Here is a 25584-nt window from a genome sequence, read left to right as displayed (position 1 = left end):
GGCCGGCGTTTGCATGACTGCCGGAGGACTTATGACAATCCGTGTGGCTACCGATATCGGTGGCACTTTTACTGATCTGGTTTACCTGGAAAACGGCGTGATCAACGCGGTCAAGGCCGACACCACACCGCCGAATTTTGAACAGGGACTGCTCAATGCGGTCGCCAAGAGTGGCGTCAGCTACGCCGATATCGAGTTCTTCGCCCATGGCTCGACTGTGGTGATCAACACCCTGACCGAACGCAAGGGTGTCAAAACCGCCTTGCTGACCACCAGTGGATTTCGCGATGTACTGGAGATTGCTCGGGGCAATACGCCGGATATTTTCAATACCTACTACCGCAAGCCGCCGCCTTTCGTGCCGCGTCATCTGCGTCTGGAAATCTGTGAACGCTTGAATTATCGCGGTGAAGTAGTCACACCACTGAACCTTGAAACCCTGCCAGCCATACTCGACACCTTGCGCGGGGAGGGCGTCGAAGCGATTGCGATCTGCCTGCTGCATGCCTACTGCAACCCTGTGCATGAACAGCAGTTGATGGCTGCGGTGACCGAATTGTGGTCACAAGTGGCGGTCATTGCTTCACATCAGGTCAGTCGTGCGCTGCGTGAATATGAACGCACCAACACCACAGTGTTGTCGGCTTACGTGATGCCTGCTACACGAGACTATCTGGATAATCTGTCCATGCATCTGACAGATAAAGGGCTGCAATCGGCGCCCTTCATCATGAAGTCCAACGGAGGCATTTCCCCGGTTGGTGCGGCCAAGCAAGATCCGATCAGCTTGGTGGAGTCCGGGCCGGTCGGTGGCATTCTCGGGGCGCAGGCCTATGGCCAATTGATCGGGGAAAACCAGTTGCTGGCGTTGGATATCGGCGGGACAACGGCCAAGTGTTCCTTGATTCATGACGGCAAGGTGGACATCAGCAACGATTACGTAATCGAGAAAACCGCGATCAGTGCCGGTTATCCGATCATGACACCTGTCGTGGACATCGTAGAAATTGGCAATGGCGGTGGCAGTCTGGCGTGGGTCGACGCGGCGGGTAGCCTGCGTGTAGGCCCGCAAAGTGCAGGCTCAACGCCAGGGCCGGTCGCTTATGGTCGAGGCGGCATGGCACCGACGACGACCGATGCCAATCTCTATACGGGCCGGATCAATCCGGATGATTTCGCCGGTGGCGAAATCAAACCGGATGTCGATGGGGTGCAAAGGTCTTTTGCGAAACTGGGTGAGCAGATTGGTGTATCGGCCAAGCTGCTGGCCCATGGCGTATTACAGATAGCCAATGCCAACATGGTCAATGCGCTCAAGTTGATTTCAGTCAACCGTGGCCATGATCCTCGTGACTTCGCGCTCATGGCCTTCGGCGGTGGGGGGGCATTGCATGCCACTGCACTGGCTGCTGAACTTGGGATTCCGAAAGTCATCATTCCGCCGTTCGCCGGTGTCTTTTCGGCATGGGGTATGTTGATGCTCGATTCCCGTCGCGACTACATACAGACTCACCTGCAACTACTCGATGACGAAGGGTTGCCTGTCCTGACCAAGGCTTTTGCTTGTCTACAGGCCGCTGCCGAAATGCAATTTGCCGAGGACGGTATGTCGCGCGAAAAGCTCCGTTTCGAGTGGCACATAGATGCACGTTATACCGGCCAGGAACACACCGTAAAAGTAGCTCTGGATGAATTGCAGTTGCCGTCAATCCTGGAGCGCTTTCACGCGCAGCATGAAAAGGCCTACACCTTCCGGCTGGAGTTGCCGATTGAAGTCGTCAACCTTCATCTGGTGGCATTTGGCGAAGTACCTAAATCGCCCATTGCGCCCATAGGCATGAGTACATCGGCTACGGCCGAAGTTGCGTTCAGTGGGCGGCGCTGGGTCGAGTTCGAACCTGAACAACCTATCAACACACCACTGTACCAACGCTCGGCACTGCTCAGCGGTATGCGAATCGATGGCCCGGCGATTATCGAAGAGGCGACCACCACGACAGTCGTTCGCCCGCTCGATCGTCTTGAAGTTGACCCTTACGGTGGCCTTCATATCTATATCAACGCGCAGGAGCTTTCGGCATGAGCAACGCCAATCCATTCACCCGCGAAATTATCAAAAACGCCTTGGTTGCCATTGGCGAAGAGATGTTCATTGCCCTCAAGCGCACCAGCATGAGCCCGATCATCTACGAAGCACTGGATTACGGCATTGGTCTTACTGATGCGACGGGACAGTTGATTTCCCAAGGCAACGGCATTCCTGGCTTTATCGGCACACTCGATGGCGCCGTACGCAGCGTGATGGAGAAATTCCCGCTGAACGATATTTTGCCGGGCGACATGTTCATCACCAACGACCCCTACGGCGGAGGTGGCACGCATCTTTCGGATGTCTCGATGATCATGCCGGTTTTCCATAAGGAGCGCCTGATCGCCTGGACTGCCAACAAGGCTCACTGGACGGAGGTGGGTGGCAAGGATCCCGGCAGCTTCAGTTCGGATGCCTCAGAGATCTACCAGGAAGGCTTACAGTTTCCCACCGTACGCATCTATGACCGAGGGCGGATCAACCAGGCTGTGGTGGACATCATTGCTGCCAACGTCCGCCTGCCAGACATGACGCTGGGTGACCTGCATGCATGCGCAGCAGCATTGCGCGTGGGGGAACGGCGGCTGTTGTCGATAGTGGCAAAGTATGGCGAGGAAACCACCCTCGATGCCATCGAGCGGTTACTCGAACACGGCGAGGCGATGACGCTGGCGGCGTTTGCAGACCTGCCCAAGGGCGTTTTTTATGCCGAGGACGTCATTGACGAAGACGGCTTGGGCAACGGGCCGTTTACGGTGAAGGTTAGAGTTGAGATCGATGAAGGTCGCTTCGTGGCCGATTTCACTGGATCAAGCTTGCAAGCGCAAGGGCCGATTAACAATACCCTATGTGGCCTGCAATCAGCGGTACGTGAAGTATTCATGGGTGTTGTTCGACCTGGCATTGCGGCCAATGCCGGGTGTTTCCGTCCAATCGAAGTGATCTGTCCGCCTGGCACCATTTGTACGGCCCAGCGTCCGGCGCCGGTGTCTGCTTACTTCGAGTCAATGGTAGCGGCAGCCGATGTGATACGTCGCGCGTTGGCTGAGGTGCTGCCGGATCGCTTGATTGCAGGGCAACTCGGTTCCGTGTGCTCAATGGTATTGAACGGGCACAACTCCATTACCGATGATGAGTACCTTATGGTGCAACCGCTAGTTGGTGGTTGGGGCGCCGGGCATGACAAGGACGGAGAGAGCGGTCAGTTCTGTGTGGGCAATGGTGAAACCAGCAATATTCCGGTCGAGTTGACCGAACGTTGTTATGAAGTATTAGTCGAGCGCTATGGTTTTCATCATGAAGAGGGTGGTGCCGGGCGTCACTGTGGCGGAAGAGGGGTAATGCTCGATTATCGGATCCTGTCGCCCAAGGCTTGGGTTTCGACATTCTTCGGACGCGGCATCACCCCGCCGTGGGGCATTGACGCGGGTCATGAAGGCTCGTGCAACTACGCGGAAGTCATTCGCGCACAGGGGACAACCGAGCGCTTCAGTCGAGCCAATCGTGTGGAACTTGAAAAAGGAGATTTGCTGCGTCTGGTCACTGCCAACGGCGGTGGTTGGGGGCCGACAAAAGCGCGAAGCCTGCGGGCTATTCAGGACGATATCAAAAACGACTACATCTCGGCTGAACAAGCTCGGCGCTACTACCCCGAGCAAATGTCACGGATTTAACTCAACGGCAACGTTTGATTGCCAAGGCTGGTAACGAGACACATGCCAGCAGTACCTGCCAGGGACGGCTTGGCTTCGATTGTTTTTATCGAGGACGAATGATGTTTTCTCATCGAAAGGTCGATGCTCTTTCCAAGCAATTAAGTGACGTTTTATCAAAACTTGCTGCCGGACAGCAGGCGGATATCCCCGGCGACGATGTGATCCATTGCTATCCGCAGTTGCTGGCTAGCCTGACGCACTTTAGCCAGGCATGGATTGATTTACAGCAAAAAGCACATTGCCATGAGGTTGCCAGTTCAGCCATAGAACAGGTCGATGCTTTAAAAAAACAGCTGCAAGCAAAAGAAGGTGAGATTGCAGCCCTGCATCTGGACTTGGATCAGTCAGGGTTATTGATCGAGGAAAGCAAATCTCGGCAGGAAGCTCATGAGATTGAGAATCTTGTGTGGAATGGAATCAACGATACGTTGACCGAGGGCTATTGGGAGCTGGTTGTCATTGGTGGGGACGTCTACAACAGCGCAAACACTTTGCGCTGGTCGAAGCAGTTCAGAACGTTGATCGATTATTCCGAGTCAGAGTTGGCAGCTTCTTGGGGTAATTATGAGCGCCTGATCAATGCTAATGATCTTGATGCTGTGCTGCGGGTTGTCGATACCTACCTCCAATCTGGAGATAACAGCAACTGCTACGTTGTTGAGTATCGAATGCAGCACAGGACTAAAGGAGACATCTGGTTCCGTGAGAGAGGCAGGGTCGTGCGGGATCACAATGGAAAAACTTGTCGAATGATCGGTGCTGTACGAGACATATCTGACGAAAAGCTGGCTGCCGCGATCCATGAAAGAGAGATCGCCCGTATACAGGCAACTTACGGTCAGATTTCCCAAGTTGTGAGTGTTATAAAAACCATTGCCGACCAGACAAATATGCTCGCACTGAATGCTGCAATTGAAGCCGCTCGGGCTGGCGACGTTGGACGAGGCTTTTCCGTTGTGGCAGACGAAGTGAAAAAACTAGCCAAGCGAACGAGTGTGGCTACGCAACAAATTCAGGAGATGCTCACTACGTGTTGAGCTTCAATTGCGAGCCTGATGTGGGTGAAGGTTAAACCGAAAAGTCCCTGGTTTCGTAGTCAAGTCAACCAACTTCAAAATGGCCACACTACATGCACCTGCTACGACAACGCCTGCACAACGAACTACACGCGCGCCCGTCTCTGTACTTCGATGAGCCGGCCCATGTGCTTCATCTGGCCTTCCTCGGCAGCAATCAGGTGTGTTATGCATTCCTTCAAAACTGTTGCCCTGGCACCCAGGATCTGAATGCCGCGCAAGGCATTACCCAACTCGATGGCCATGCACTGAAATGGGAGCTCCATGCCGAGTTTTTCACCCTGACCCTGGTAGTCACCTCATCAGGTGATGACCTGGCCTGGACGACGCTGCCTGAAGCGCTGGCGTCAATGGTCGAGGTGTATTTGTCGACCCTGATCAAGTCAGTGCAGATTGCAGTGCGTGGTGAAGTCCATCTGGATCTGTCCCGTTATGGCTTCAAGGATCCGAGCGGTTCTTGCGTGGGTGGTGGCGATGTAATGGTCTGGAGCGATTTTCGTCTCAGCGAGGACGGCAGCAACCACATATTGTTCGTCAACCGGCTTCTGAATGTTTACCGCCAAGGCCGGATGATTCGCCGTCTACTGGAAATCGAGACGTACAGGATGATGGCCTCGTTATCATTGACTACGGCCAAGGACTTGAGCGCGCAGCTCGATGTTTTTGACAAGACATTGGTCATCCTCTCCGAGCGTAATGCCAACTCCGACGGCAGTAATGCGAGAGCCCTGCTTGCGGATATCTCCAACCTTTCTGCCCAAGTGGTCAGCAGCACCGCGAAAACCCACCACCGTTTCAGCGCAACGCAGGCCTTCGCTCAATTGGTGTTCGAACGCTTGGGGGAATTGCGAGAAAGTCACGTGGGAGATTGCCAACGCCTTGGCGTGTTTATCGAGCGCTGCTTCAAATCCACTGTCAGATAGTCCTGTCAGTTTCGCAAGGTTTGTTTGGCCTTCGCTTACAGGTGTTCAATACCAGTGGCCTCACGGCGACAGGTTTTACAGATCCGGATAATCATCAAGCCTAAGGCTAGGAGCCTCCGTATCGTGCGGTTCGTGCTTAGGCGTATGTATCACACCAGCTTTGGCGTCTGCACGCATTTGCTCGAGCTCTTTGTGAAAAGCCTTGTCCTGAACCGTGGGTTTGCTGGTGTACGGTTTGCGCTCTGGGTCAGGTTGGGCGGCATATGTCGTCACGGCGTCTGGGTCTTGCTGTAGTTTCTCTTGGACTTGCGATTCCAGCATCGCACGAAGCGCGTCTTTGTCGGGACGGGTAAGCAATTTGTTACTCCTAGTTGGCAGTCAGCGATTGGCTCATTGGCTGGGTGATGTGGGAGGGGGCGTCCGAGGCTTTGCACCAACCGCCTGCGGTCATTGACTTTATCTAGTATGAAAATAGCAAAAACAGGACGCATATCTCAGTTCAATGGTGGGTGATGGCCTCGGTTTGCCGAGTCGGCCCGCGATAGACTGAGGTTGTGTTGCCCGGCCGATTGCGTCGCAGTTGAACGACGTGTACAGCATGTGGATGAGCGTTAGGGTAATTGATAGCTCATGGAACACCTTCCAGCCAGCCTCAAATCAGCCCGAGCTAGTGATTCAAAACCTGTTCGTGCAACTGAAACACTGACGAAACATTCCGGCCATATGATTCGCGTCACCGAACCTAGGAGGGTTGGAGATGAATCGGCCATCAAGAAGCATGCGCAAACTGCTCGACTCTGTCGCCACTAATAATGAGGCAGCGGCGCTTGATGTTATGCATGCTGCCGAGCAGCTCCAGGATGAGGTATTGCGCCAACGATTGCTCAACCTGATTCATCGGCTCAACCAAGACGCCAGTGACTTGCGGATGGCGCGGGACGATATCCAAGGCGGTGCCATAAAGCTCGCGTGATCGGTCTCGCAGGAGTTCTGTGTTCGTTCCTTCGGGCCAACGAGTCCCGGCTGAAACCTTGCTTTAAAATGCAGGAGGCAAGGCCAGATTCGGTGGGGCGCATATCAACATAAATCGACGAATTCGGCTCGCTTCGCTTGCGATCCACGTCTCCTGTTAATAGTTCTTCACCCCTGTGACCAGATGATCGCTCGCAAGCCAGACCCTACTGCATTCGGTTAAGGGTGTGTGTTTCAACGTTCGCCCCTGATGCTTCGCTGATCGAACACATTTATCCAAAGTCGTAGTGAAATATCAATACGACGCAGGTAATGTCCTGGCCACGTTCGTCAAACCATTAAGGGATGGAGACGAAAATAGAAGCCCTGGAGCCGCGAACCTCTGGGGCTTTGTTTTTCTACTCAGCTACTTGCAGTTGCCTGCTTTGCGATATTTCGCCGCTTGTGCCTCCGACTCAGAATTAAAAGTTATATGGTTTTTCACGGGCGTTTGAACATGCCCAGAGCACCCTATCGATAGCTACTACATCACCTACTGATAGAGTGATTTTCTCTGGCTCAACGCCTTCATCTCAATCCCTCTACCATTTCCCCGCTAGGTACGGCCGGAGGGCTTCCAGTTTCTGCGGGAGCTTTTGATGACAGAGCATGCCTAAGTACGTCGCCGCCCGAGTTGCCCCAACGTACAGGAAGCGCTCGAATAGGGCAGACTTGGCTTCAGCAAGCGCGTCGACGCCCACAAAAAACACGGCCTCGAATTCAAGCCCTTTAATGTGCTGGACATCGAACACTCGAATATCTGATTCGTTGCCCAATGACTGGCCGTCGACACAGGGAACAGCTCTCAGACTAATGCGTTCCAGGCTCTCAGTGAGCGCTTGCGCCATGGGTCTGACTTGCTCCTCAGAGCCAACCAACACGGCAATTGAGGGCACGCCTTCACCCTTGGAGCGAATCAGCGCCTCGATTTCGAAGATGCGATCCGTCAACCAAGCGGAGGCATCTGTGCCGGATAGGTTTTCCCCAAGCACCGGCCTGACTCCATCATGAGCGGAGTGATCGGGTAGGCTACCTACCGCCTCACTGTCACCATCCATCAAGCCTAGAAGCTTGATAGCAAAACTGTTCAGTAGACGGCTCTGTCGGTAAACCGTGTTGATTCGGCGATGCTTCAGTCGTGGAGAAATCCACTCAAGCAGGTCTAGGCGTTTGAGACCACTTCCTGTGATTCGTTGGTTGAAGTCGCCACAGGCGAAGAACGACTCGGTTGCAGGGTCAGTAAGGCTCTCCATGCAGGCCAGCTGAAGTGGCGAGAAGTCCGTAGCCTCGTCAACTAGGACTTGCTGTAGGAACTGACTAGAGATCCTGGCCAGTTCAGTAAAGCGAGGGTCATCGAGGTGTCGTTTCACGAACTCTTGTTGGATGAGTTCGCGCGCTGATCGGAGCATTAGAAGCAGAATGGCGTCTAGCTCAGTTTCGTCAATGTGGGCGGGAGTGTCGGGACGCTGGTAGCCGTAGAGCTCAAGTTCTAGGCAATCGCGACGAAACGCTCGGTAGCTTGTGGGAACATCAAGGACATAACGCTTCCACGCATTTTTGAAGCGACGCAGAGCATTCTGGAAACACATTTCACGACCGAGAGTCTTCAGCCATTCATCCAGGGGAACTCGATCTCCCAGCCAATCTCGGATCCGCGCTGCCCGGCTGGATTTGCCAAGTTTGCCATTTCGATAATGGGTGCGTGCGTAGCTTTGCAGGAACTGCTGGTAGGCTTGGAACGCTCTACGTTCAGCAGTGTGAGTGGGCGTGTTAACGCTATCTTCGCCGTTGTCGTCGTCAAACTCCTCGCCGTCGTCGACCTCATCCTCGTTTTGTCCCAAGCTCTCAAGGAAGGTCGCTAGTTCGAGGAAGACAGCTTTGTTTCTATTGTGGAGAAGGCTGCCTTGCTGCTGGATTAACTTGTCAGTGGTTGCTCGGCTAGCTTTTAGCAGAGGGTCAATCCGTGCTTCCACTGTATACCAAACGGAATAAGCACCCAGTAGTCCTTCAGGACTCAGTTTATCAACTGTGGCGAGCAGTTGTTTCACAACCGCGTCCGAGAGATTAGGAGCAGAATCTTTCAAGAGGTTCGCCCCCTCTCTTAGCGAGGCGAGGAGGCGATTTTGGTGGAACGACTTAAAGTCTGCGAACCATTCGCGCGGATCATCGCTAATCGTAGAGCTTGCAAACTGGCGATCCTCTTTGAGGATACAGGTGCCACCGTTACCGGTCTTGAGAATGCCGAAGGTCGATCTTGCCAACTCGTGGCGCCGCTTGCTCCAGGTCTTAATGTGCTCATCGGAAGCCGGCACATTTTCGCGACTAAAAGCTTCCTTGACGTAGTGCCTCAGTAGGTCGGATGGGGTGAACATCATCCAACGTGAGCGCTTCGCCTGAGAGCCTAGGAGGATACGCTCTTCAGGGCTGAGCGCTTCCCAGTCCAGCTTCTGCCCGAGACGCTTGATCAGCGTAGTGGTCTTTCCTGTACCAGGTGGGCCGAGAATGATCAGTTGGTGGTCGATTGATAACCGGAAAATATCGTCCTGAATTCTGTCGAGGATGGCTTGATCTCTGAGTGCCATGGCTCTACGGATTTCATGACGAACACCTTCCCGGATTCTCTCCTCTTCCGACTCACCGGCTAGCATCGCGAAGAAGGCATTGTCATCAACCGGCTGAATGACTTTTCGAAGGGATGGGATGGTATGCGGAGTCGACCGCTCCCGTCGCCAGACGCTATCAATTGAGTCCCATAGATCTGCGCTTTTTTGGGGCTTCAGATCAACCTTGTCCAGTACGCGGAAATTGACTTTTTTCCCTGCTATCTCTAAGTCGACGTCCTCACCTACGCTGAGAGCTGCTAGGCGACCGAGCGGCGTACGGTAGCCAGCTAACTTGCCGCTGTTGAGGGGAATGCCAGCAGTCGTTCTACAAATGTAGTAAGTGTCAGTTTGACCCTTGTCGTTCTCCACGACTATTCGTGAAACGGCAGGCTCACGAACCAGGCTCAAGAGAGACTTGGTCACGTCGTCGGCGATGGCTGCGATCTGGTCGACTGCTGCTGACCCAGTGAACGTATTGACGACGGCCAAGGCATCAAAGGCTTCCCGATTCCCGGCCGCGAGGCGCTTGGATGCAATTTGTTCGATTTGGTGGAAGGTATCTAGCGCATCATTGGCAAGATCCAAGGCGTCGCTTGAACTCATTGAAGCTCTCCCTGTTTCGAATGGTCGTTGTGGGGGGTACAGGCGCGCGAGTACACGGTTTTTCTGTACTCAGGTAGACGATGTTCCTCAGTTGACCCTGATGCTAATTCTTGCCGGCCATAGTTGCCACCAAATTGCCATAAATAGCGACTTTGACAGTAGTCAGGAGGAGGCTGTGTCTAAGGCTGGCAGGAGAGAGGACTGTCTGTACAGGCCAGAAAGATAAACAGGTTTGGTGCTGAGGATCGGGGGGCGAATCCAGAATAAAATCGATCAACACTATCAAAGGCCACATAAGCCCAGCTAGCTTTCTGCAGGTGCCCCGAGGGAATACCTCCAAGGCAATTCGCATGTCACCCGAAACGTGGAACCCCGATGGTTTAGAGCACTGACGTCGCTTGGGATGCAGGCAGGATGTAGACTAGAAATTTTTAAGATTCTGGAATCAGGATGACAATGGAGTGGCGAGCATCTGCTTGGGGGCGGTTGCTGACAAAATCTGAGCCATGGCGCTTAAACACTGAAGACGACCGGCTTTTCTTAAGACTCGGCGACAAGGTGGTTGAGATACAGCCTGACAACATCCCCAAGGTCGAGGTCAATCGTGGCGTGCTTTGGACAGATATCACGTTATTCGAAGGTTGCCAGTTTCGTGTCGATGGTTTGCCCAACTCCAAAGAGCCTATCCTTGCACAGGAATTAGCTCGGCTTCTCCTGATTACCCGGCGACAACGCTTTGAGGAATGCTACTCGTCCATCCGAACATGGTTGGACACCATTGTGCAGACCGTAAAAAAAGCCGACGCTGAACACCTCTGGCTGACGCACGAGATGCAGCAGGCGCTTCTCACAGCCAAGCCAATGCTGAGCATCGACGACCAAGCTGTAACTAAATTGTTTCAGACTCCTGAAGTTCAGTCCTCTCTCCAGGAGCGCGCTCTGGCCGTCCAGAAGGATCTTGATGACTGGAGGTGTAATTGGTCAGAGGTATGGGCTCACCGAAACAACGAGCATATGTTGCATGAGCTTGATGCATGCAAGGATCTCTTCGCCAAAGTAGAAAGCAAGCCGCTTACAGATGAGCAATCCCGCGCGGTAATCTGCTTCGATAACCGCGTCCAAGTCATCGCTTCCGCAGGCTCTGGCAAGACTTCGACCATGGTTGCCAAGGCGGTTTATGCTCTGCACCGTAAATTAGTATTTCCAAGCTCAATCGTCATGCTGGCCTTTAACAAGGACGCAGCTGGAGAACTTCAGGCACGGGTTGCAGAATCACTCGCGCGTGTCGCTATTAAAGACATACAAGTGGAGGCAAAGACCTTCCACTCTCTTGGGCTTTCCATCATCGCTGAAGCAACTGGCCGTAAGCCTCATGTACCGGATTGGGCGGTAGATAACCTACTGGGCCTCCAGAAGCTCTTGACTATCGTCGACGATCTTAAGGATCAATCTGATGTATTCAAGACTCAGTGGGATCTATTCAGGCTGGTACTTGGGCGAGACGTCCCAGCAGCGGGTGAGGATCAGCTTTTCGAAGCTTGGGACAAGAAAGGGCGAGGCCGCTTGGTGTCATTGAACGGTGATCATGTTGCAAGCCAAGAGGAGCGGATTATCGCCAATTGGCTTTTTTACAACGGCATCGACTATCAGTACGAGAGGTCTTACGAGCATGACACAGCTACCGTTATGCATCGCCAATATTTCCCCGACTTTTTCTACCCCGCCATCAACCTCTACCATGAACACTTTGCATTGGACGCTCATGGCCAGCCTCCAGAGCATTTCAAAGATTACCTAGAAGGCGTTAATTGGAAACGAGCGACGCATCAAAAACTAGGTACTGCCCTCATGGAGACTACTTCGCATCAATTGCAGACTGGCGAAATCTTTAAGCACTTGAGTAGAGAGCTAATATCTCGAGGTCTCATTCTTGACCCAAATCCAGACCGTCCGATTCCTGCTCAAGGGATGGTACCCATGGAGAATGTGGATCTCATCAAGCTACTCCGTACGTTCATCACTCATTTCAAGAGTAATAGTCTTACAATTGAGGTTCTATTTGAGCGCTTGCGGGATTTGCCACCTGGAGCATTCAAGTTCCGTTTTGAAGTTTTTTTGGAGCTGGCTGTACCGGTCATCAACGGCTGGAACATGGCTCTGTCCTTAGAAAAGGGAATTGATTTCGAGGACATGATCAACATGGCTGCGGAGAGCCTTGAGAGAGGTCACCCTTCGCCTTACAGTTTGGTAATGGCTGACGAGTACCAGGATGCTTCAAGGGCTCGTGCGCGCCTCTGCAGAGCATTAGTCGCTGAGCCGGGGCGACATCTCTTCGCTGTCGGAGACGACTGGCAATCTATCAATCGCTTTGCCGGTGCAGACATTTCAGTCATGACGGGCTTTCGCGATTGGTTTGGGCACGGGCAGGTTTATCGCCTGGAGACTACATTCCGATGCCCTCAAGAACTCTGTGATGTGTCCAGTCGCTTTGTCTCCAAAAATCCGGCCCAGTTAAAAAAGCGGGTTTCTTCGGTTACGCCCGCCATCGATCCTAGTATCCAAGCGTTCCAAGTCCCCGACAGAAACGAACTTCAGGGAGCGATTAACCACTACCTATCTGAGCTTTATCGTCGCTTGGTCGACGGCGCGGTGCTTGCAGGAAAGAATGGGAAAGTGACCGTGTTCGTTTTGGGGCGCTATAAGAACGATCGACAATACGTCCCTGACGGTTGGCAATACCATTTCGGGGATCGAATCGAAGTTAAATTTAAGACTATCCATACCTCCAAAGGCGATGAGGCCGAGTATGTGATCCTACCTGGGATGGTGTCCCGAGGATTTCCTAACGTCAAAAGTGATGACTCGGTTCTGCAGCTGGTCATGCCTGCTGGGGACACCTATCAACACAGTGAAGAGCGACGGTTGTTCTACGTAGCTCTTACCCGTGCTCGTCGTTCAGTCGCGATGTTCACAGTAATGGGCAAGAACTCACCGTTTCTTGATGAAATGGTGAAAGAGGGCTCCGTCACAGTCACCAGCATTCGGGGCGAGCTCATTCAGGAAGAGCGTTGCCCGGTCTGTAAACGCGGTGTGTTAGTCATCCGACAAGGCCCATATGGCGAGTTTCGCTCGTGCTCAAGCTATCCCATGTGTGCTCACAAACCTAAGCAACAGCGTAAGCCTAGCGGTCATAGAGTTGGATCGTCTTCCCGTGGGCCGTGGTGACACTAACATTTACAAACGGGCCATCGACGCAGGATCAGTCCGCCGGTAGGTGACCTGCAGTACTCGCAGTAATCCAAGGAGCCGCAGTCATCGAATAGTGTGAGTCGCTAACCGCTCCATGACGACCTCTCTGCTTCGATAAAAGAGGTCGACGGGAGTGTATTAATCCTGCGTTGCTGCTTACTTTAAGGGGTGGCCGGACGAGCGTGGAACGGGTGGCCGGATGGCCGTGGAATCCGCATCAACGGGAATGAGTCCGTGATTGATCTCACTCCACGACTGACCGCACGCACGCTTCACGCCCGCCGCAAGTTTTTCGATCTGCACGTGGCAAACAAAAGTCAGTTGGCCGAACAGGCGCTGCAATCGATTGGGGGCCTGTACGAAGTTGAACGCCAAGAGCGGGACTTGAGCGATAAAGATCGCTGGCGAATAGGCAAGGAAAAAGGTAAACGTCCGCCCACACACCTTGCGTGATTAAACGGGTGTCCACCTGTGTGGCAACAGCTCGGTAATCTCACCCGCACGCTTCATCGGCAGGCGTGTAAGAACATCCTTCAAGTAAGCATACGGATCATGCCCGTTGACCCGCGCCGACTGGATCAAACTCATAATCGCTGCCGCACGTTTGCCGCTGCGAAGCGACCCCGTAAACAACCAGTTTGAACGCCCGACCGCAACGGCCGGATCTGATTGTCGGGTTGTCAGACGCGGTTGCACACGTTCAACCCCCTAAGAACCGTGCGTGCGAGTTTCCCCGCACACGGCTCAAGCCTCTGCTAAGGCACCCCTACGCATCATCTCCAGCGCCCTCATGCAAATCTATCATGCCGCCAAAATACTACCCGCAAGTCGAAGATCAGGTGCGGCCCCCGGCAACTGTTACCGGTAAATTGCCCAGCAGCTTCAGCCCCGTCGTTCTCACGAACGCGTCGTAGTCCATCGGTCGCTCAATACGGGTGTCTGCATTGGGTAATACGTAAGCCCAGGCCCGCTTGGACGATGCGTCGTATACCAGCTTGAATAGGCGCGTCGGCACCCAGACCTTGTTGTCGCCAATGGTGGTGTGGCCTGGGTCAAAGAGCGGGCCGGTAAAGACATAAACATTGCCATCGGCTCGCCTGACAAACTTCCTGACATCAGACTCGACCTTGCTCCAGATCTTGCGGTTGTTGGTGGGGTCTTGCGGCACAATGTTCGACAGTGCAAAGGATTGGGCCATTGCATTTGGGGTCGGTGCATCGGCTGCCGGGGACTGAAGACCACGATCCACAGCCGGATGTTGGCCACGGTAGTCGCTCAACTCTGCCCGCCCACTCTTGGGAATGCGTGGGTCTGGATAGAACTGATTGGTGCGCTCCTCCCCTTTGGCATCTTGAAGCTGGGCGGCATTAAGACGCTCGACCACTACCAGCGGTGTCTTGCTGGTTTGCGAGTAGAGCACTGCGAAATGGTCAGAACACAGGGCCAAGGGGTTCATAGTTGCAGGTACAGTGGCGATGTTGAACGGTTTGGCTGCTGGGAACAGCTCTGCACAGCCATCGAACGCTGCCTGTTTTTGCTTGTTTGAATAGAGGTCAAGCGCCACGTTCTGACTGATTGAGCCCGAGCGGAATGTTTGTTCCTGATACTGAGTAGGTGTCTTGATCAGATCAAGCAGGCTGCGGGCATCTGCTCCGGTGGAGAGCAAAACAAGGGCCGACAGCCCCATTGCAATTTTGCGTGGATACATGCTTGAAATCTTCGAAATAGATGGATGGGAAACGTACTTTGCGTCGCTTGCGGAATCAACGACCGCGTGCGGTGAGCCAGTCTACGAGCGCGTCAAACGCACCTTATGCTTAAAACCTAGCTCGAAACCATGAGGTGCGGGCACCTAGCCTAGCTCAGTCATCCGCAAGTGCTTCTAGCGATGCGAGGAGTTTGGCTAGTTCGGTCAGGTTCGCTGCTGTCACGATGTCATATTCTCCGCGACTACTCAGCCGGTACACCTCTCGAGCCTTTTTGACCCGTTCCAGCAGAGGAACGACAATCCCTGACGCCCTTTCAAGAAACTCGTTGATGTCCGCACGCGTCTGGGGAATCTTGTAGCCCTTCGCCGCGCTTGTGATGATGACGTCCGCATCGCGCAGTTTGGCAACGCCATTGGAGCGAATTCTTTGGCCGTTGACCTCTCCAAACCCGCTGTCTTTTAGGTGGGCCATGATTTCTGTAGTCAGGACGTAGTCCTTGGTGACGAATTCGCTTTGAAATCTCAAGAACCGTAAGATGCTTAGCTGAAAGTGCTCATCTTCATCTGGGTGCTCACCAACGCGCTCGCTAAAACGGTCAGCCTGGCGTAGAGCTTCCTGGTGTACCTGGTAGTCTGCATATCCAGACTCATTCGTCGGCGGAGGCAGGAGAGACTGGTATTTGGATGGCCACTCAAGCATGCCAAGAGTCAGACTGCGGAGGATCTTCTTGTAGGCAAGAACTGCTTCTTCCGATGCTTTCTCTTCGTAAATCTGAGCCACTGACCCGGCGAAAAAATCTGCAACCTGAACCAAAACGTTGTCCTTACTGGACGTCGTCTGGAAGGCATCTTCATCGCCAAATAGGTCATCGACGAACCGTTCTACAACGTAGCTTTTCAGGCTCTCCTGAAATTCCTGGCCACCATGCTCGTCTACGACCATCCGGAGGTCAGGATAGGCGCGGAACAAACGATCATAAAGCAACCCGTTCACGTATTTAATGAACGAAGTCTTGATGCGAAGACCGCCATCTTTGTGGATCCGCGACTTATCAACGACGGTGAAATAAAGCTTGAATGGCAGCTCGGCCAGTTCGCTCAGAATCCGGGCACGGCGATCTGAATCCTTGTGCTTCAGATTGCTAGATTTGATCTCGCCTGTTTGAAAATGACGCTTCCGAAGCTCTTCAGCTTGGGCATACGCAGCATCTAGGTCTTTCTCTGCCACCAGAATGGAGCACACGATGAAAAAGCCCGAGTTTCCACCCTTTGAAGTATCAAGGGCTGAATTCCCGGACTCATCCACGAAAGCATACGTTCTGTCCATGAGCGTGCTCCATCAACACCTGACTGAGCGGCGGGTCGCCCAGTGCGAAGGTGGCAGTCTCAGTTGGTGGCGGTGGTTGTGCCGGGCGCAGGGCCCTCACTGAATGTGTAGTTGATGACAACGTCATTGCGGATCAGAACGTCGAGCGTCTTCTGAGTGCCAGTGGTCGTCACCTTCATGGTAACCACGTAGTTTTGAGCATGGGTTGAGCCATTGGTGTAGGTGTATACCCACTTTTCGTCAGTCTCGCTGACTGCGCTCTTTGCATAGGGTTCACCGAATAGCGACTTCAATTCGGTAGTCGTGGTTTTACCCTTGGTGATATTGGCCACGCTTGTCGACGGAAAGTCTCGGCCTGCGGTGAAATGCGAAGTAGCGCAACCGATAAGTGCCAAACAAACTGCCATAACTGCGATGAGACTTTTCATATCTGTCCTTGATGTTGAAGTGCTCCAAATCCTAGCTCGCATCGAAGCCAATAGCCATCATCAGGTTGACCAGCTGCTATCATGTGCACGCAGCAATCAGAGCGCCCTGGGAGCCCTGAGCTACCTTACTTCCCAGAAGGCATTGTCTGGATGCCTGGTTAGCAGGTAGCCCCGGCAATTGGGCACGTGGTTCGTGATCTCGTAGTCGCGCCAGTCCGCCATAGCTCGGCCATCAATGGTCAGCGGCTTTCGCTCGATCAGCCAGGCTACGGCATTGATGAACTGCCCATGCGAAAATACAGCGATGTCCCGGGCAGGATGCTCTGCCAGTTGATCCAGGAAAGACTGAACTCTAAATATGAAGTCCAAGAACGACTCGGCGCCTTCACCATCTCTGAATGCGGGGTCTGACCGTGACCAATATGTTTCGACCCAATCCCGCCTCTCGGCAACGGTCGTGTTGCTACACCGCACTGGCTCAATGTAAGTGAATTCATGAATCGGCCAGGTTTCAAACGAGGTAGCTGGGAAGGCAGCTAAGGTCGCCATTGCAGTTGCCTGCGCTCGAGAGAACGGTGAGGCGACTATGAGAACAGGAGCATGGTTGAATGACTGGGCCACCAGGTATGCCTGCTCAACACCTTTTGGCGTGAGAGGAATAGCCGCGTGATCCAGGCTGGCTTTGCCAGCGTTGGCAGCATTTTCTCCGTGGCGGATTAGTCGGACATTCTTCATTAAGCTTCACACACCTGGTGCCTGCCCTAGTCAAGGATACAACGCAGCCTCGAGTACGGATGAGTTCACGTAAAGGAAGAAAGGTGATGAAGCTATTTTTGGACTGTGAGTTCACTCAGCTCAACCAGAATTCGAAGCTGATCTCCTTGGCATTGGTCTCAGAAGCCAGTGACGAGTTCTATGTAGAGCTGACCGATACCTATCAGGTCGAAGACTGCAGTGACTTTGTAATCCAACATGTCTTGCCGCAGTTGAGTCAGCCTCGGTACGGAATGCCACTCGTGGAAGCTCAAGCCGCGCTGAGGGTTTTCCTGGGCGGTTTCGACGGCCAACTTGAGGTCTGCTCGGACGCTCCAGAATGGGACTGGGAGTTTTTCTGCCAGCTTGCGTATTTCGATCGCAAGTGGCCGAGCCATGTGGAGAACAGGCCTACCAATCTGATCCACTTGTTCAGGCATTTAGAAGCCGACGACATCGGTAACATTACGCTTCCCGACCTTCCGCATCATGCCTTGCTCGATGCCCGACTCCTTGCCGGTCTTTACCAACGCTTGGCAGGAGCCTCCAAGCAGGTTGGAGATTGATTGCGATGAGTCATGACGAAGAGCTCTGGCATCGAGAGATCGCTGTGCGAATGGCATACGGGCGCTTGCTTCCATGCGAGTCATCGCATGCCCAAAGCTAAGTTGTGGTGTGAAGTAAATTGAGGGTATCGTTCCTTCGGGCCAAAGGGCCCGGCTCACATAATCAGCCGAGCATCTCCTTGATGATGGATGCAACGTTCCTGGCATCGTCGATTCCTCGGTGATAGGTACCCAGCCAAACCAAGCCCAACGACTCTACTGTTTGCTTAAGGGATTTAGGTCGATCGTAATATAGGCCGGCATGCCATTTCCTAGCATTGAAATGCGGCAGGCCTTCGAGCAGGGAAGGGCACCCAGCTAAGCCAGCATCGCGCTCAAGCTGTCTTGCGTCATAGTCACCCCACGATGCCCAAGCCGCGTTTGGGTAGCGGTATGGTGCGATGAGGTTTGGATGGCTTGTAGATGAAGGAGTTTTGCTTCGATGCTCATGGCATGGTTGTCCTCACATTGATTTGTCCAACGTGCATCGACGCGTGGCCGTGGCGAGCAGAGGCAGGCATCTCGTTGCCGGAAGGGCCTTTAGGTTAACGTGTAGGGCAATAACCAGAACGTGGGAGTGCCACTGTTGTGCTACCCTGCGCTTGAAGCAGCGAATCGTCCGCTGTCAACAGCCAGGGAGCGGCCACTGATGCGCGATCAAGAGCGGCGACTACAGTTTCGTCAGTCAGTGATGAAGTTTGAACTTTATCTCATCTCACTTTGGCTTCTGTTCATTTTGATGATTGTGGTGAAAATGGATGTGCCAGTCTGCTTTGGTGCTGACTGTAATTATATTGGTACCCTGGAGCTGATTAGTGCTAACGTTCTGCCCGTTATTTCTCTGGTGTTGATTCTGGTTATTGCAATTTGCTACCTTCGATTCAGATACAGAATCCAATCAAATGTCAGCTTGCCAGTAATAGCGAAAAATGTCGAGGATCTGAGCTATGAACATCTAACATTCCTCACAACCTATATTGTCCCTTTAATTTGTTTCAATTTGGACAATGTACGCTACATCATTGCTCTATTCATTCTCTTGATAGTTATTGGGCAGATTTACGTTAAAACCGACAAGTTTTACGCCAATCCAACGCTGGCGATATTGGGGTTCAGGCTGTACAAAGTTGAGATTGATGGTGTCAGTAAAGTACTGATTACCACCCAGCGAATAGCTGAGTCTGACAAAATTGTGTTCACCACAATTGACGAGAAGTTCATATCTGGAAGGAAAGCATGAGCATTGAAGCATTGCGATTGACCGCACAAAACCTAGCAAATGACCCGCAAACCATAGGGCTCATGTTTTTCATCTTAAAAGAGCAAAATTTATTCGTTGCTCGGAAGGTTGAGCTGTCAGGTGATGCTCAGACTGCATTAACAGGTGAGATGAAGGTAGAGTTGCGGGAGTTTTTCGACGGCGACTACGTATTGAGAGACCTTACCGCTGCTGACCAGCGGCAGGATGCTATTTTTCGCTACAACCTTCAGAACATCCCTCCGCAGATAGAGCGGTTAATTGATACGCTGGACACGCCTGCTACGATCCCCGATTTCGACCACACGAATGATCAAGTGACTGATCTGAAAGCTATCGTGGTAGTGCTCGGTAATGGCACTGAGACCTTAGCTGTATATAAGCATCACTACCCAACCAATACCTATCGACGGAATGGTTTTAGCTTAATGCGTGTGGGTATAGGCCAGGATCGCTTTGAAAAGCTAAACCAAGACATCATACGAATGGGCCACACAATTGATTTTATTTACGATGGCGCTGATGTTTTTGTCACTAACTTCAAGGTTCTCGAGAAGTTTTTTGGTTTTAAAGAGGCCGTGAAATCGGATGCAGTCGTTAAACTTGCCACGTTGACCGGCCGAGCCCTTATTGAAGATATCTCCCTTCTAGAGCAACGAATCAGTGTCCAAGGTGATGTGACATTCGCTAAGAAGGTTATTCGAGCAATCTCTCATTCCAGGGTGCTAGACACCGTTGGAAATAATCAGATCATTCAGTTTATCAAGCAGCACCACAGCCTCAGCAAGAAAATAAAAATTAATGATACGGAAACGCGAATTGTCCTGGAGAGTAAGGTTTCTCAAAATTTCTTCATGAAGCTACTGAACGATGACTACTTGAAGTCTGAGCTCACTCATTTCGAATATGATGCAGACAACAAGGACTTGGTGGAGGCCCCATAGCGCGTCTAGTGTGGGCCAGGAGCATGAGCTAACTTCCCAATGTCTTCTTCATGGTCAGTCGAATCGTGGGAGCATACGGAGCTGCTTAAGTCGAAGCTGCACGCTGCCCTCCTTGACCGAGGGCATTCCGAAACCTGAAGAGCTTTGACAAACGGATCAACCTCCTACGAGATTTAACATTGCAAGCAGAAGAAAAGCGTTACCCCAGAGATAGGTTTACTAAGCAACTTGTCCGAATCTGCAAGGCGCTCGATGAGGTATCGGTTTGCGACATTTCCTATGACACATATGGCACTACCGCAACGTGTCATTTGGAGGCTAACGAACTTTGGGTCGTTGGTTCATACGCGCGGGGTGCGCTTACCTGCGGCGACTTGGATATCGTTGTAAGTTTTGCTGCCACTGGAGCGGGTCTGCCGACGCCACAGATTCTGTCCAGGGCGTTTTTCGGCGCTACGCCCGGTGTTCGGTTCTACAGCGGCACGCCTGAGGTGAACAGGTCGGGAGCTGTGTTTCCAGACGCGGTGCGGATCTGGTCAACGCAGGATTGCGATTGGCAAGCTCGGATTGATTCGATCATGCCGGATCCGACAGCGGGCAGAGCTGCCCGAGATACTGACTCTGTTCCACTACGCGCTGAGCAAATGCGCTTCCCTAGTTGCACTTTGAACGATGTTGCTCGTTGGGAGCGCGACGGTATCCTGGAGTGGGATTTTGTTTCTCTAAATAACGAGCTGCTGAGCGCTATGCCTCCACAAGAAATTGGGAGTAAGGAAAGGCAGCTGTTCGAATGCATAACAGGCATGGGGCAGAAAACCCTCGACTTGATACCTGCTGTATGGCGGCTGATGCGGGAGACGGAATCCGGCGAGTCTTGGAAGGCCGCTGTGAGCGAAAAGGCGACATTGAGGTGTGGCGGAACCTTGATTCATGTTGGTGTCCCTGCTCTGGATTTGACGCATTTTGAGAACGCTAAGGTGAGGCAGTTGATGCTGGTGCCACATTGGACTGCGCGTGGCCCTAACGGAATGTGGCTCATTCGGCGCGGCCCTAGACATCCTCATATGCTCGGTCTTAAAAGATGCTGCATTTTCTACATTGGCAAGCCAGGCGCTGAGGCTGCGGCCTACCCTCAGCAAGAGGGGGGAGATGCGGGCGTCATTGAGGTTTTTGACTTGAAAGCTGATGCCACGGAAGCGCTCAAGAAGATGAAGTTGAACTCTGCGAACTCTTCGCAGGTGATCCAAGCAAAAGGCTTTGCACTATACGAGCTCATTATTCAAGCAGACGCCATACGATATGGCGATGATCTGATTTCATTCACATCCAACAGGCCATCAGCATCGGTAAAGAAATAGCTCTCTGGGCTTGAGACGCTACAGATACTTGGGTTGCATTGCTCTTCCAGAATGGCAAGCCTCATTTGTTCAAGGAGTCTACGGTTCTAGGCAGGAGCTTCAATCATCCGAAGGGGGTCTGATCGTTCTGTTCTTCGATGTGAACTGTGAAAGCCCTCGGAGCAGATTAATTCAACTGCGTGGTATAGCCTCGGATGGCATCGAGGGAATCACTCAAAATCGAATCTAAGCCGGAATTTTTCGTTAGTCTTTTGACCAGACTTGGTACGTTAATTTAAAAAATTGTGGAGTTCAAATGAAGCTTCTATACGCCGAGTTTCACGGATTGCCTAGTATCGCGAAATTATCTCTCGAACTCGGTGGTATAAACGCGCTTGTCGGGCCCAATGGGTCAGGAAAAACTACAGTTCTAAGAGTTGTCAAATTCGCCCTCGATCTTCTGTCGCGCAGAACTGTGAGCTGCGAAATAGGCGAAGCAGATAGCTGGTTGCTTTTCAGTTCAGCTGAATTGGTGTTTGAGGGTAGCAAGCAGGCGCTTGAGCATTTAGTGCCGGGTTTGTTTGAGGTTTGTTCAGATAGGCTGCACGTAAAAATAAAATGCGAGATGGGTAAGTTTTTTATTGAAAGCCTCAAGTCCGAATCAGAAATTTTCATAACATCTGCCCACACCGTTGAGGCGATTGAAGATTTGCAAAGCGCTATCCAAGAAATCAGTAGGCGTATAGAAGAGGTTCAGAATCAATATAATAAAAATCCACACCACCAGCCAATCATCGATGAGATGGCTCGTCTCAGAAGTACGTTGGATCAACAAAACAGCAAATACGAACTTGCCACTCAGTGTGAAGTTATGATGCCTGGCACGTTGCCGGAGGTTGTCGCTAGAAAAATCCTAGATGAGGCACTGAGTAAGACTCAGTTTCCGGCTGCGGTTTTAGTGGATTCGGCTAAAAACCTTGATGAAATAATTCCTGAATTCATAAAGAAGATGTGTGAGCAGCAATCAGGTAAATCCGCAGATAAAAAAATATTTCGAACTGCGCATGGGGAATTAGAACACTTACTCCAACACGAGTTAGATTTTCATGATAGTGATGGCAAAAAATGTTTATCGGTAGATGGTGTGGATTATCGCAAAGCGTCATCTGGAACAAGAGTTTCGCTTGCATACTTTGGTCTGACTCGGTTTTTGAATTCTACCGACCTCGTTATCTGGGATGAGCCGGAGAATGGGCTTCACCCCACTCGAAGAATTAGAGTGCTCGATCTAATTCTTCAAGACCCTCGACAATTTCTAATAGCCACGCATGCGCTGGAATTTGCACCAATTTTTGCACCGGATAGTAAGATTTACAGGTGCGATTCTGCTTACGAAGAGGATGCCGAAAATACCACGCTCAGCGTTCAGGAGGTCACAAGCCGCAAAGATGGATTTTTGCTGCTAGAGGCACTGGGAGTTCAGCCGGCGCGCACCTTGTTCACAGCAAACGTTGTGCTTTGGGTTGAGGGCCCTACTGAGCTTGTGTTCTATCGCCATTGGCTCAAAAAAGCGTTGCAGGATAAGGATCTGGAGGAAGGATTTCACTACACGATCATGCACTATGGAGGAGGACTGATCTCGTACCTTGGTGTTGCTGACGACGAACAGCGTCAATTGGCCTTTGATGCACTCAGTATTTGTCGAAATATCATTATCGCGGTTGATTCCGACCTTGGTGGAGTAGTAGAGGGAGATGCCGCTCAACATTTGAAGCCTGGTGCGCGATTGATAAAAACCGAAGTGGATCGTCTTAACGCCAGCAGGCCGGGCTCTGCCCTTTTTTGTATGACCGGAGGCCGGGAAATTGAAAACTATCTCCCTGGCGGAACGCTGCTTTATGCAGCGTCTAAATGCTGGCAGGGATACGCAAACCATGAAGCAAAGATCGTGGTTGATGATTTTTCTTTCGGGCGGTACCAACCTTTTCATAAGGCTTTGGAAGCCTTTTTTACAGCCGCAGGCATCACAACAACGACCATGAAAGATGGTAAAGAACACGTCCAAGTTCCTGGAAAGAGCGTGTGGGGCGATACGAATAAGGTTGAAATGATGAGGGCGGCGTTGACGATGGAAGCACTTGAGCCAACTGATCTCTTGTGGGGATTCTCAAATGAGCTTACCAGAATGGTTGAATTTATAACCAAGGCTAACGCGTCATGATCTCGCATTACATGGCAGGCAGGCCGATTTCACTCATCACATTAACCATATTTTGTTAAGCCATTACGCAGTGACTCTAACGCAGGAAAACTTGGGGCTGCCTGAAACTGCTGTCACGACCTAGGTGCTCCAAACCTTGAGCGGAAACTTGTTTTGAGAGGCTAGCCGAAGAAGCTCATGGATGGGGCATGCCAGTTTCATTCACCATAGAAGAGGCCGTGTGTGTGAAACAACACGCAAGCGTGCCCGGCTCCGTGCTGATTTTTACTAATGTGATGGATCATGACGAAGAGCTTAGGTCTCTAGGGGGTGCTAGGCGGTTGGCTCTTGGGTACTTACCTCTGGAGGATGGGGCTACACGGCACCCAGTGCTTCATTTGATAGCCGTTCGTTCGGGCCCTGAAGGCCCGGCTAAACTCAATAGTCGACCTGACATCTCGACACATTGCCTAGCTAATATGTGGTGAGCCAATCTCGTAGGTATACACATGCCTTCCGCAACCCTTACTTCTCGCGGTCGAATCACAATCCCTGCTCAGGTGCGTGATTCGCTCGGTCTGAAGCCAGGAGATCGAGTTCATTTCTTTGAAATGTTGGATGGCCAGATTGCAATGGTGGCTGCTACTCATTCTGTGCAAAGCCTCAAGGGCATAATCCGGAAGCCAAGAGTCCCCGTGAGCGTAGAGGACATGAATTCGGCCATCGCTGCTAGAGGTGCAGAAGCTCGATGACAGGGTTAGCATCATTGAGGCTGACGTAGGGTGAGCTGAAGCGAGCTTTATCTCCAGTCACCTAACAGTCCTTATCGACAAAACCTGTTCACCGGTGCGCCCGGCTCATACGGATCTGAGACATGTGTTTTGAATATGAGCCAGACCCAAAAACAGATGGAGACATTTGGATGGCACTGCGAATACCGTCTCGCGGGACGAAACAACTTGAGGGTGTGCATCAAGGCCTCCCGTCGAATTGCTCGACCAGATAGCGACCCTGGTTCAGATGCCGAATGCGGAGGTCTCCCACGCTATTTGCGTGTCGCCCAAGACATCGGCGCCTCGGGTAAAAGCTGGTCGCTTTAATACCGATGAAAGCGATCGCCTGGTGGAATTGATAGTGGATGAGCTCGCCGGTGCAAGGTCTAGGGCTCAAGCGGCCAATGGACATGTTAGGGACGAGGGTGGAAGCGAACGCTGTTTTGGATCTGATTGGTAGGCTCGAAAGGGGAGTGCTGGTGTGAGGCGACCCGATATCGTTTTCCGGGTTTAGGTCAGTCCGAAAAAATGCGCTTGACGTAAATTATGTATGGATATACAGTTATCTCAATTGCATTGACGGTGCCAACTCTGAGTGTAGCAACTGGGGACGTCAGCACGGATCGTAATGCAAAGCGAAAAAGTCCCTTAATTGGGGCTTTTTTTTGCCTGAAAATCGGGAAGGAATCTGGCGATCACTGCGCAATGCGCCATGAAGGTTGCTGAGCACGATGCCAATGCTATCGCTCCTTCGAGCCGCCGGCTCGGCTCAGTGCGCCAAGTAAACTGCTGATGCTCATCTCACGAAACGCTTGAGTGCGTTCACTGGCTATCACTCGCTCCCGTATCTCATCGGCATCGATAGACATGCCGCCATCGGGTGAGCTCTTGCGCTCCTCATGTGTGAGTGACGGCAGCGCTGATAAGCTGAATGTCACACATGCAGCGCGCTCTATGTCGGCTGCTTCACTACTCGAGAGTT

Annotated in this window: 17 protein-coding genes and 6 pseudogenes; 15 read left to right on the top strand and 8 right to left on the bottom strand. The window is 52.2% G+C overall.

All coding sequences use genetic code 11. The features are described 5' to 3' along the window. Positions 1 to 31 precede the first annotated feature (31 nt). From ACVWYU_RS16270 to ACVWYU_RS16250, 5 genes and pseudogenes are all read left to right on the top strand, one after another. On the top strand, positions 32 to 2083 hold the full coding sequence (locus ACVWYU_RS16270; RefSeq protein ID WP_457373144.1) for a hydantoinase/oxoprolinase family protein: 2052 nt from the start codon (positions 32 to 34) through the stop codon (positions 2081 to 2083). Next, positions 2080 to 3762, top strand: a complete 1683-nt coding sequence (locus ACVWYU_RS16265; RefSeq protein ID WP_457373143.1) for a hydantoinase B/oxoprolinase family protein — start codon at positions 2080 to 2082, stop codon at positions 3760 to 3762. The genes ACVWYU_RS16270 and ACVWYU_RS16265 overlap by 4 nt, the downstream gene beginning before the upstream one ends. A gap of 98 nt (positions 3763 to 3860) precedes the next feature. Further along, positions 3861 to 4553 (top strand): annotated as a pseudogene (locus ACVWYU_RS16260) (PAS domain-containing protein); the annotation flags it as partial. Beyond that, a pseudogene (locus tag ACVWYU_RS16255) lies at positions 4554 to 4829 on the top strand (methyl-accepting chemotaxis protein); the annotation flags it as partial. It lies immediately after the preceding pseudogene. Positions 4830 to 4933: 104 nt separating this feature from the next. Continuing rightward, a pseudogene (locus ACVWYU_RS16250) lies at positions 4934 to 5800 on the top strand (DUF3422 family protein); the annotation flags it as partial. A gap of 78 nt (positions 5801 to 5878) precedes the next feature. Here ACVWYU_RS16250 and ACVWYU_RS16245 read toward each other — a convergent pair. Then, a complete protein-coding gene (locus ACVWYU_RS16245; protein WP_457373142.1) occupies positions 5879 to 6160 on the bottom strand; it encodes a hypothetical protein in 282 nt (93 codons plus the stop codon). Positions 6161 to 6560: 400 nt separating this feature from the next. Here ACVWYU_RS16245 and ACVWYU_RS16240 point away from each other — a divergent pair, with 400 nt between their 5' ends. Beyond that, positions 6561 to 6776, top strand: a complete 216-nt coding sequence (locus ACVWYU_RS16240) for a hypothetical protein (protein WP_457373141.1) — start codon at positions 6561 to 6563, stop codon at positions 6774 to 6776. A gap of 405 nt (positions 6777 to 7181) precedes the next feature. Here ACVWYU_RS16240 and ACVWYU_RS16235 read toward each other — a convergent pair. Beyond that, a pseudogene (locus ACVWYU_RS16235) lies at positions 7182 to 7295 on the bottom strand (endonuclease); the annotation flags it as partial. A 61-nt stretch (positions 7296 to 7356) separates the two neighbouring features. Next, positions 7357 to 10020, bottom strand: a complete 2664-nt coding sequence (locus ACVWYU_RS16230) for an ATP-binding domain-containing protein (RefSeq protein ID WP_457373140.1) — start codon at positions 10018 to 10020, stop codon at positions 7357 to 7359. Positions 10021 to 10470: 450 nt separating this feature from the next. On the opposite strand from ACVWYU_RS16230, the gene ACVWYU_RS16225 reads away from it, so the two are divergent. Beyond that, the gene (locus tag ACVWYU_RS16225; protein WP_457373139.1) at positions 10471 to 13245 is read left to right on the top strand and encodes a UvrD-helicase domain-containing protein; all 2775 of its coding nucleotides are present in this window, start codon (positions 10471 to 10473) and stop codon (positions 13243 to 13245) included. Between the two features lie 297 nt (positions 13246 to 13542). Further along, positions 13543 to 13689, top strand: a pseudogene (locus ACVWYU_RS16220) (IS66 family transposase); the annotation flags it as partial. 33 nt (positions 13690 to 13722) lie between these two features. Here ACVWYU_RS16220 and ACVWYU_RS16215 read toward each other — a convergent pair. The 5 genes and pseudogenes from ACVWYU_RS16215 to ACVWYU_RS16195 all read right to left on the bottom strand — a co-directional run. Further along, positions 13723 to 13943 (bottom strand): annotated as a pseudogene (locus tag ACVWYU_RS16215) (transposase domain-containing protein); the annotation flags it as partial. Between the two features lie 161 nt (positions 13944 to 14104). After that, on the bottom strand, positions 14105 to 14977 hold the full coding sequence (locus ACVWYU_RS16210) for a DNA/RNA non-specific endonuclease (RefSeq protein ID WP_457373138.1): 873 nt from the start codon (positions 14975 to 14977) through the stop codon (positions 14105 to 14107). Positions 14978 to 15131: 154 nt separating this feature from the next. After that, on the bottom strand, positions 15132 to 16304 hold the full coding sequence (locus ACVWYU_RS16205) for a DUF3800 domain-containing protein (RefSeq protein ID WP_457373137.1): 1173 nt from the start codon (positions 16302 to 16304) through the stop codon (positions 15132 to 15134). 59 nt (positions 16305 to 16363) lie between these two features. Beyond that, a complete protein-coding gene (locus ACVWYU_RS16200) occupies positions 16364 to 16732 on the bottom strand; it encodes a hypothetical protein (protein ID WP_457373136.1) in 369 nt (122 codons plus the stop codon). Between the two features lie 120 nt (positions 16733 to 16852). Beyond that, entirely contained in the window at positions 16853 to 17467 is a 615-nt protein-coding gene (locus ACVWYU_RS16195) for a histidine phosphatase family protein (protein ID WP_457373135.1), read from the bottom strand. Between the two features lie 86 nt (positions 17468 to 17553). Between ACVWYU_RS16195 and ACVWYU_RS16190 the strand changes: the two genes are divergently transcribed. From ACVWYU_RS16190 to ACVWYU_RS16160, 7 genes are all read left to right on the top strand, one after another. Beyond that, entirely contained in the window at positions 17554 to 18051 is a 498-nt protein-coding gene (locus ACVWYU_RS16190; protein ID WP_457373134.1) for a hypothetical protein, read from the top strand. Positions 18052 to 18739: 688 nt separating this feature from the next. After that, positions 18740 to 19330: an anti-phage protein KwaA gene (kwaA, locus tag ACVWYU_RS16185; RefSeq protein ID WP_457373133.1), complete on the top strand. Its 591-nt coding sequence runs from the start codon at positions 18740 to 18742 to the stop codon at positions 19328 to 19330. Next, a complete protein-coding gene (kwaB, locus tag ACVWYU_RS16180) occupies positions 19327 to 20292 on the top strand; it encodes an anti-phage protein KwaB (RefSeq protein ID WP_457373132.1) in 966 nt (321 codons plus the stop codon). The genes kwaA and kwaB overlap by 4 nt, the downstream gene beginning before the upstream one ends. 179 nt (positions 20293 to 20471) lie before the next feature. Beyond that, a complete protein-coding gene (locus ACVWYU_RS16175) occupies positions 20472 to 21650 on the top strand; it encodes a hypothetical protein (protein ID WP_457373131.1) in 1179 nt (392 codons plus the stop codon). Between the two features lie 295 nt (positions 21651 to 21945). Further along, positions 21946 to 23850, top strand: a complete 1905-nt coding sequence (locus ACVWYU_RS16170; RefSeq protein ID WP_457373130.1) for an ATP-dependent nuclease — start codon at positions 21946 to 21948, stop codon at positions 23848 to 23850. A 488-nt stretch (positions 23851 to 24338) separates the two neighbouring features. Continuing rightward, entirely contained in the window at positions 24339 to 24581 is a 243-nt protein-coding gene (locus ACVWYU_RS16165; protein WP_457373129.1) for an AbrB/MazE/SpoVT family DNA-binding domain-containing protein, read from the top strand. Between the two features lie 386 nt (positions 24582 to 24967). Further along, the gene (locus ACVWYU_RS16160; protein ID WP_457373128.1) at positions 24968 to 25087 is read left to right on the top strand and encodes an antitoxin Xre/MbcA/ParS toxin-binding domain-containing protein; all 120 of its coding nucleotides are present in this window, start codon (positions 24968 to 24970) and stop codon (positions 25085 to 25087) included. Positions 25088 to 25584: the final 497 nt, after the last annotated feature.

The organism is Pseudomonas sp. TE12234 (assembly GCF_054061835.1).
The sequence above is the reverse complement of the archived record's forward strand: the minus strand, read 5'-3'. Positions and strand labels throughout refer to the sequence as shown.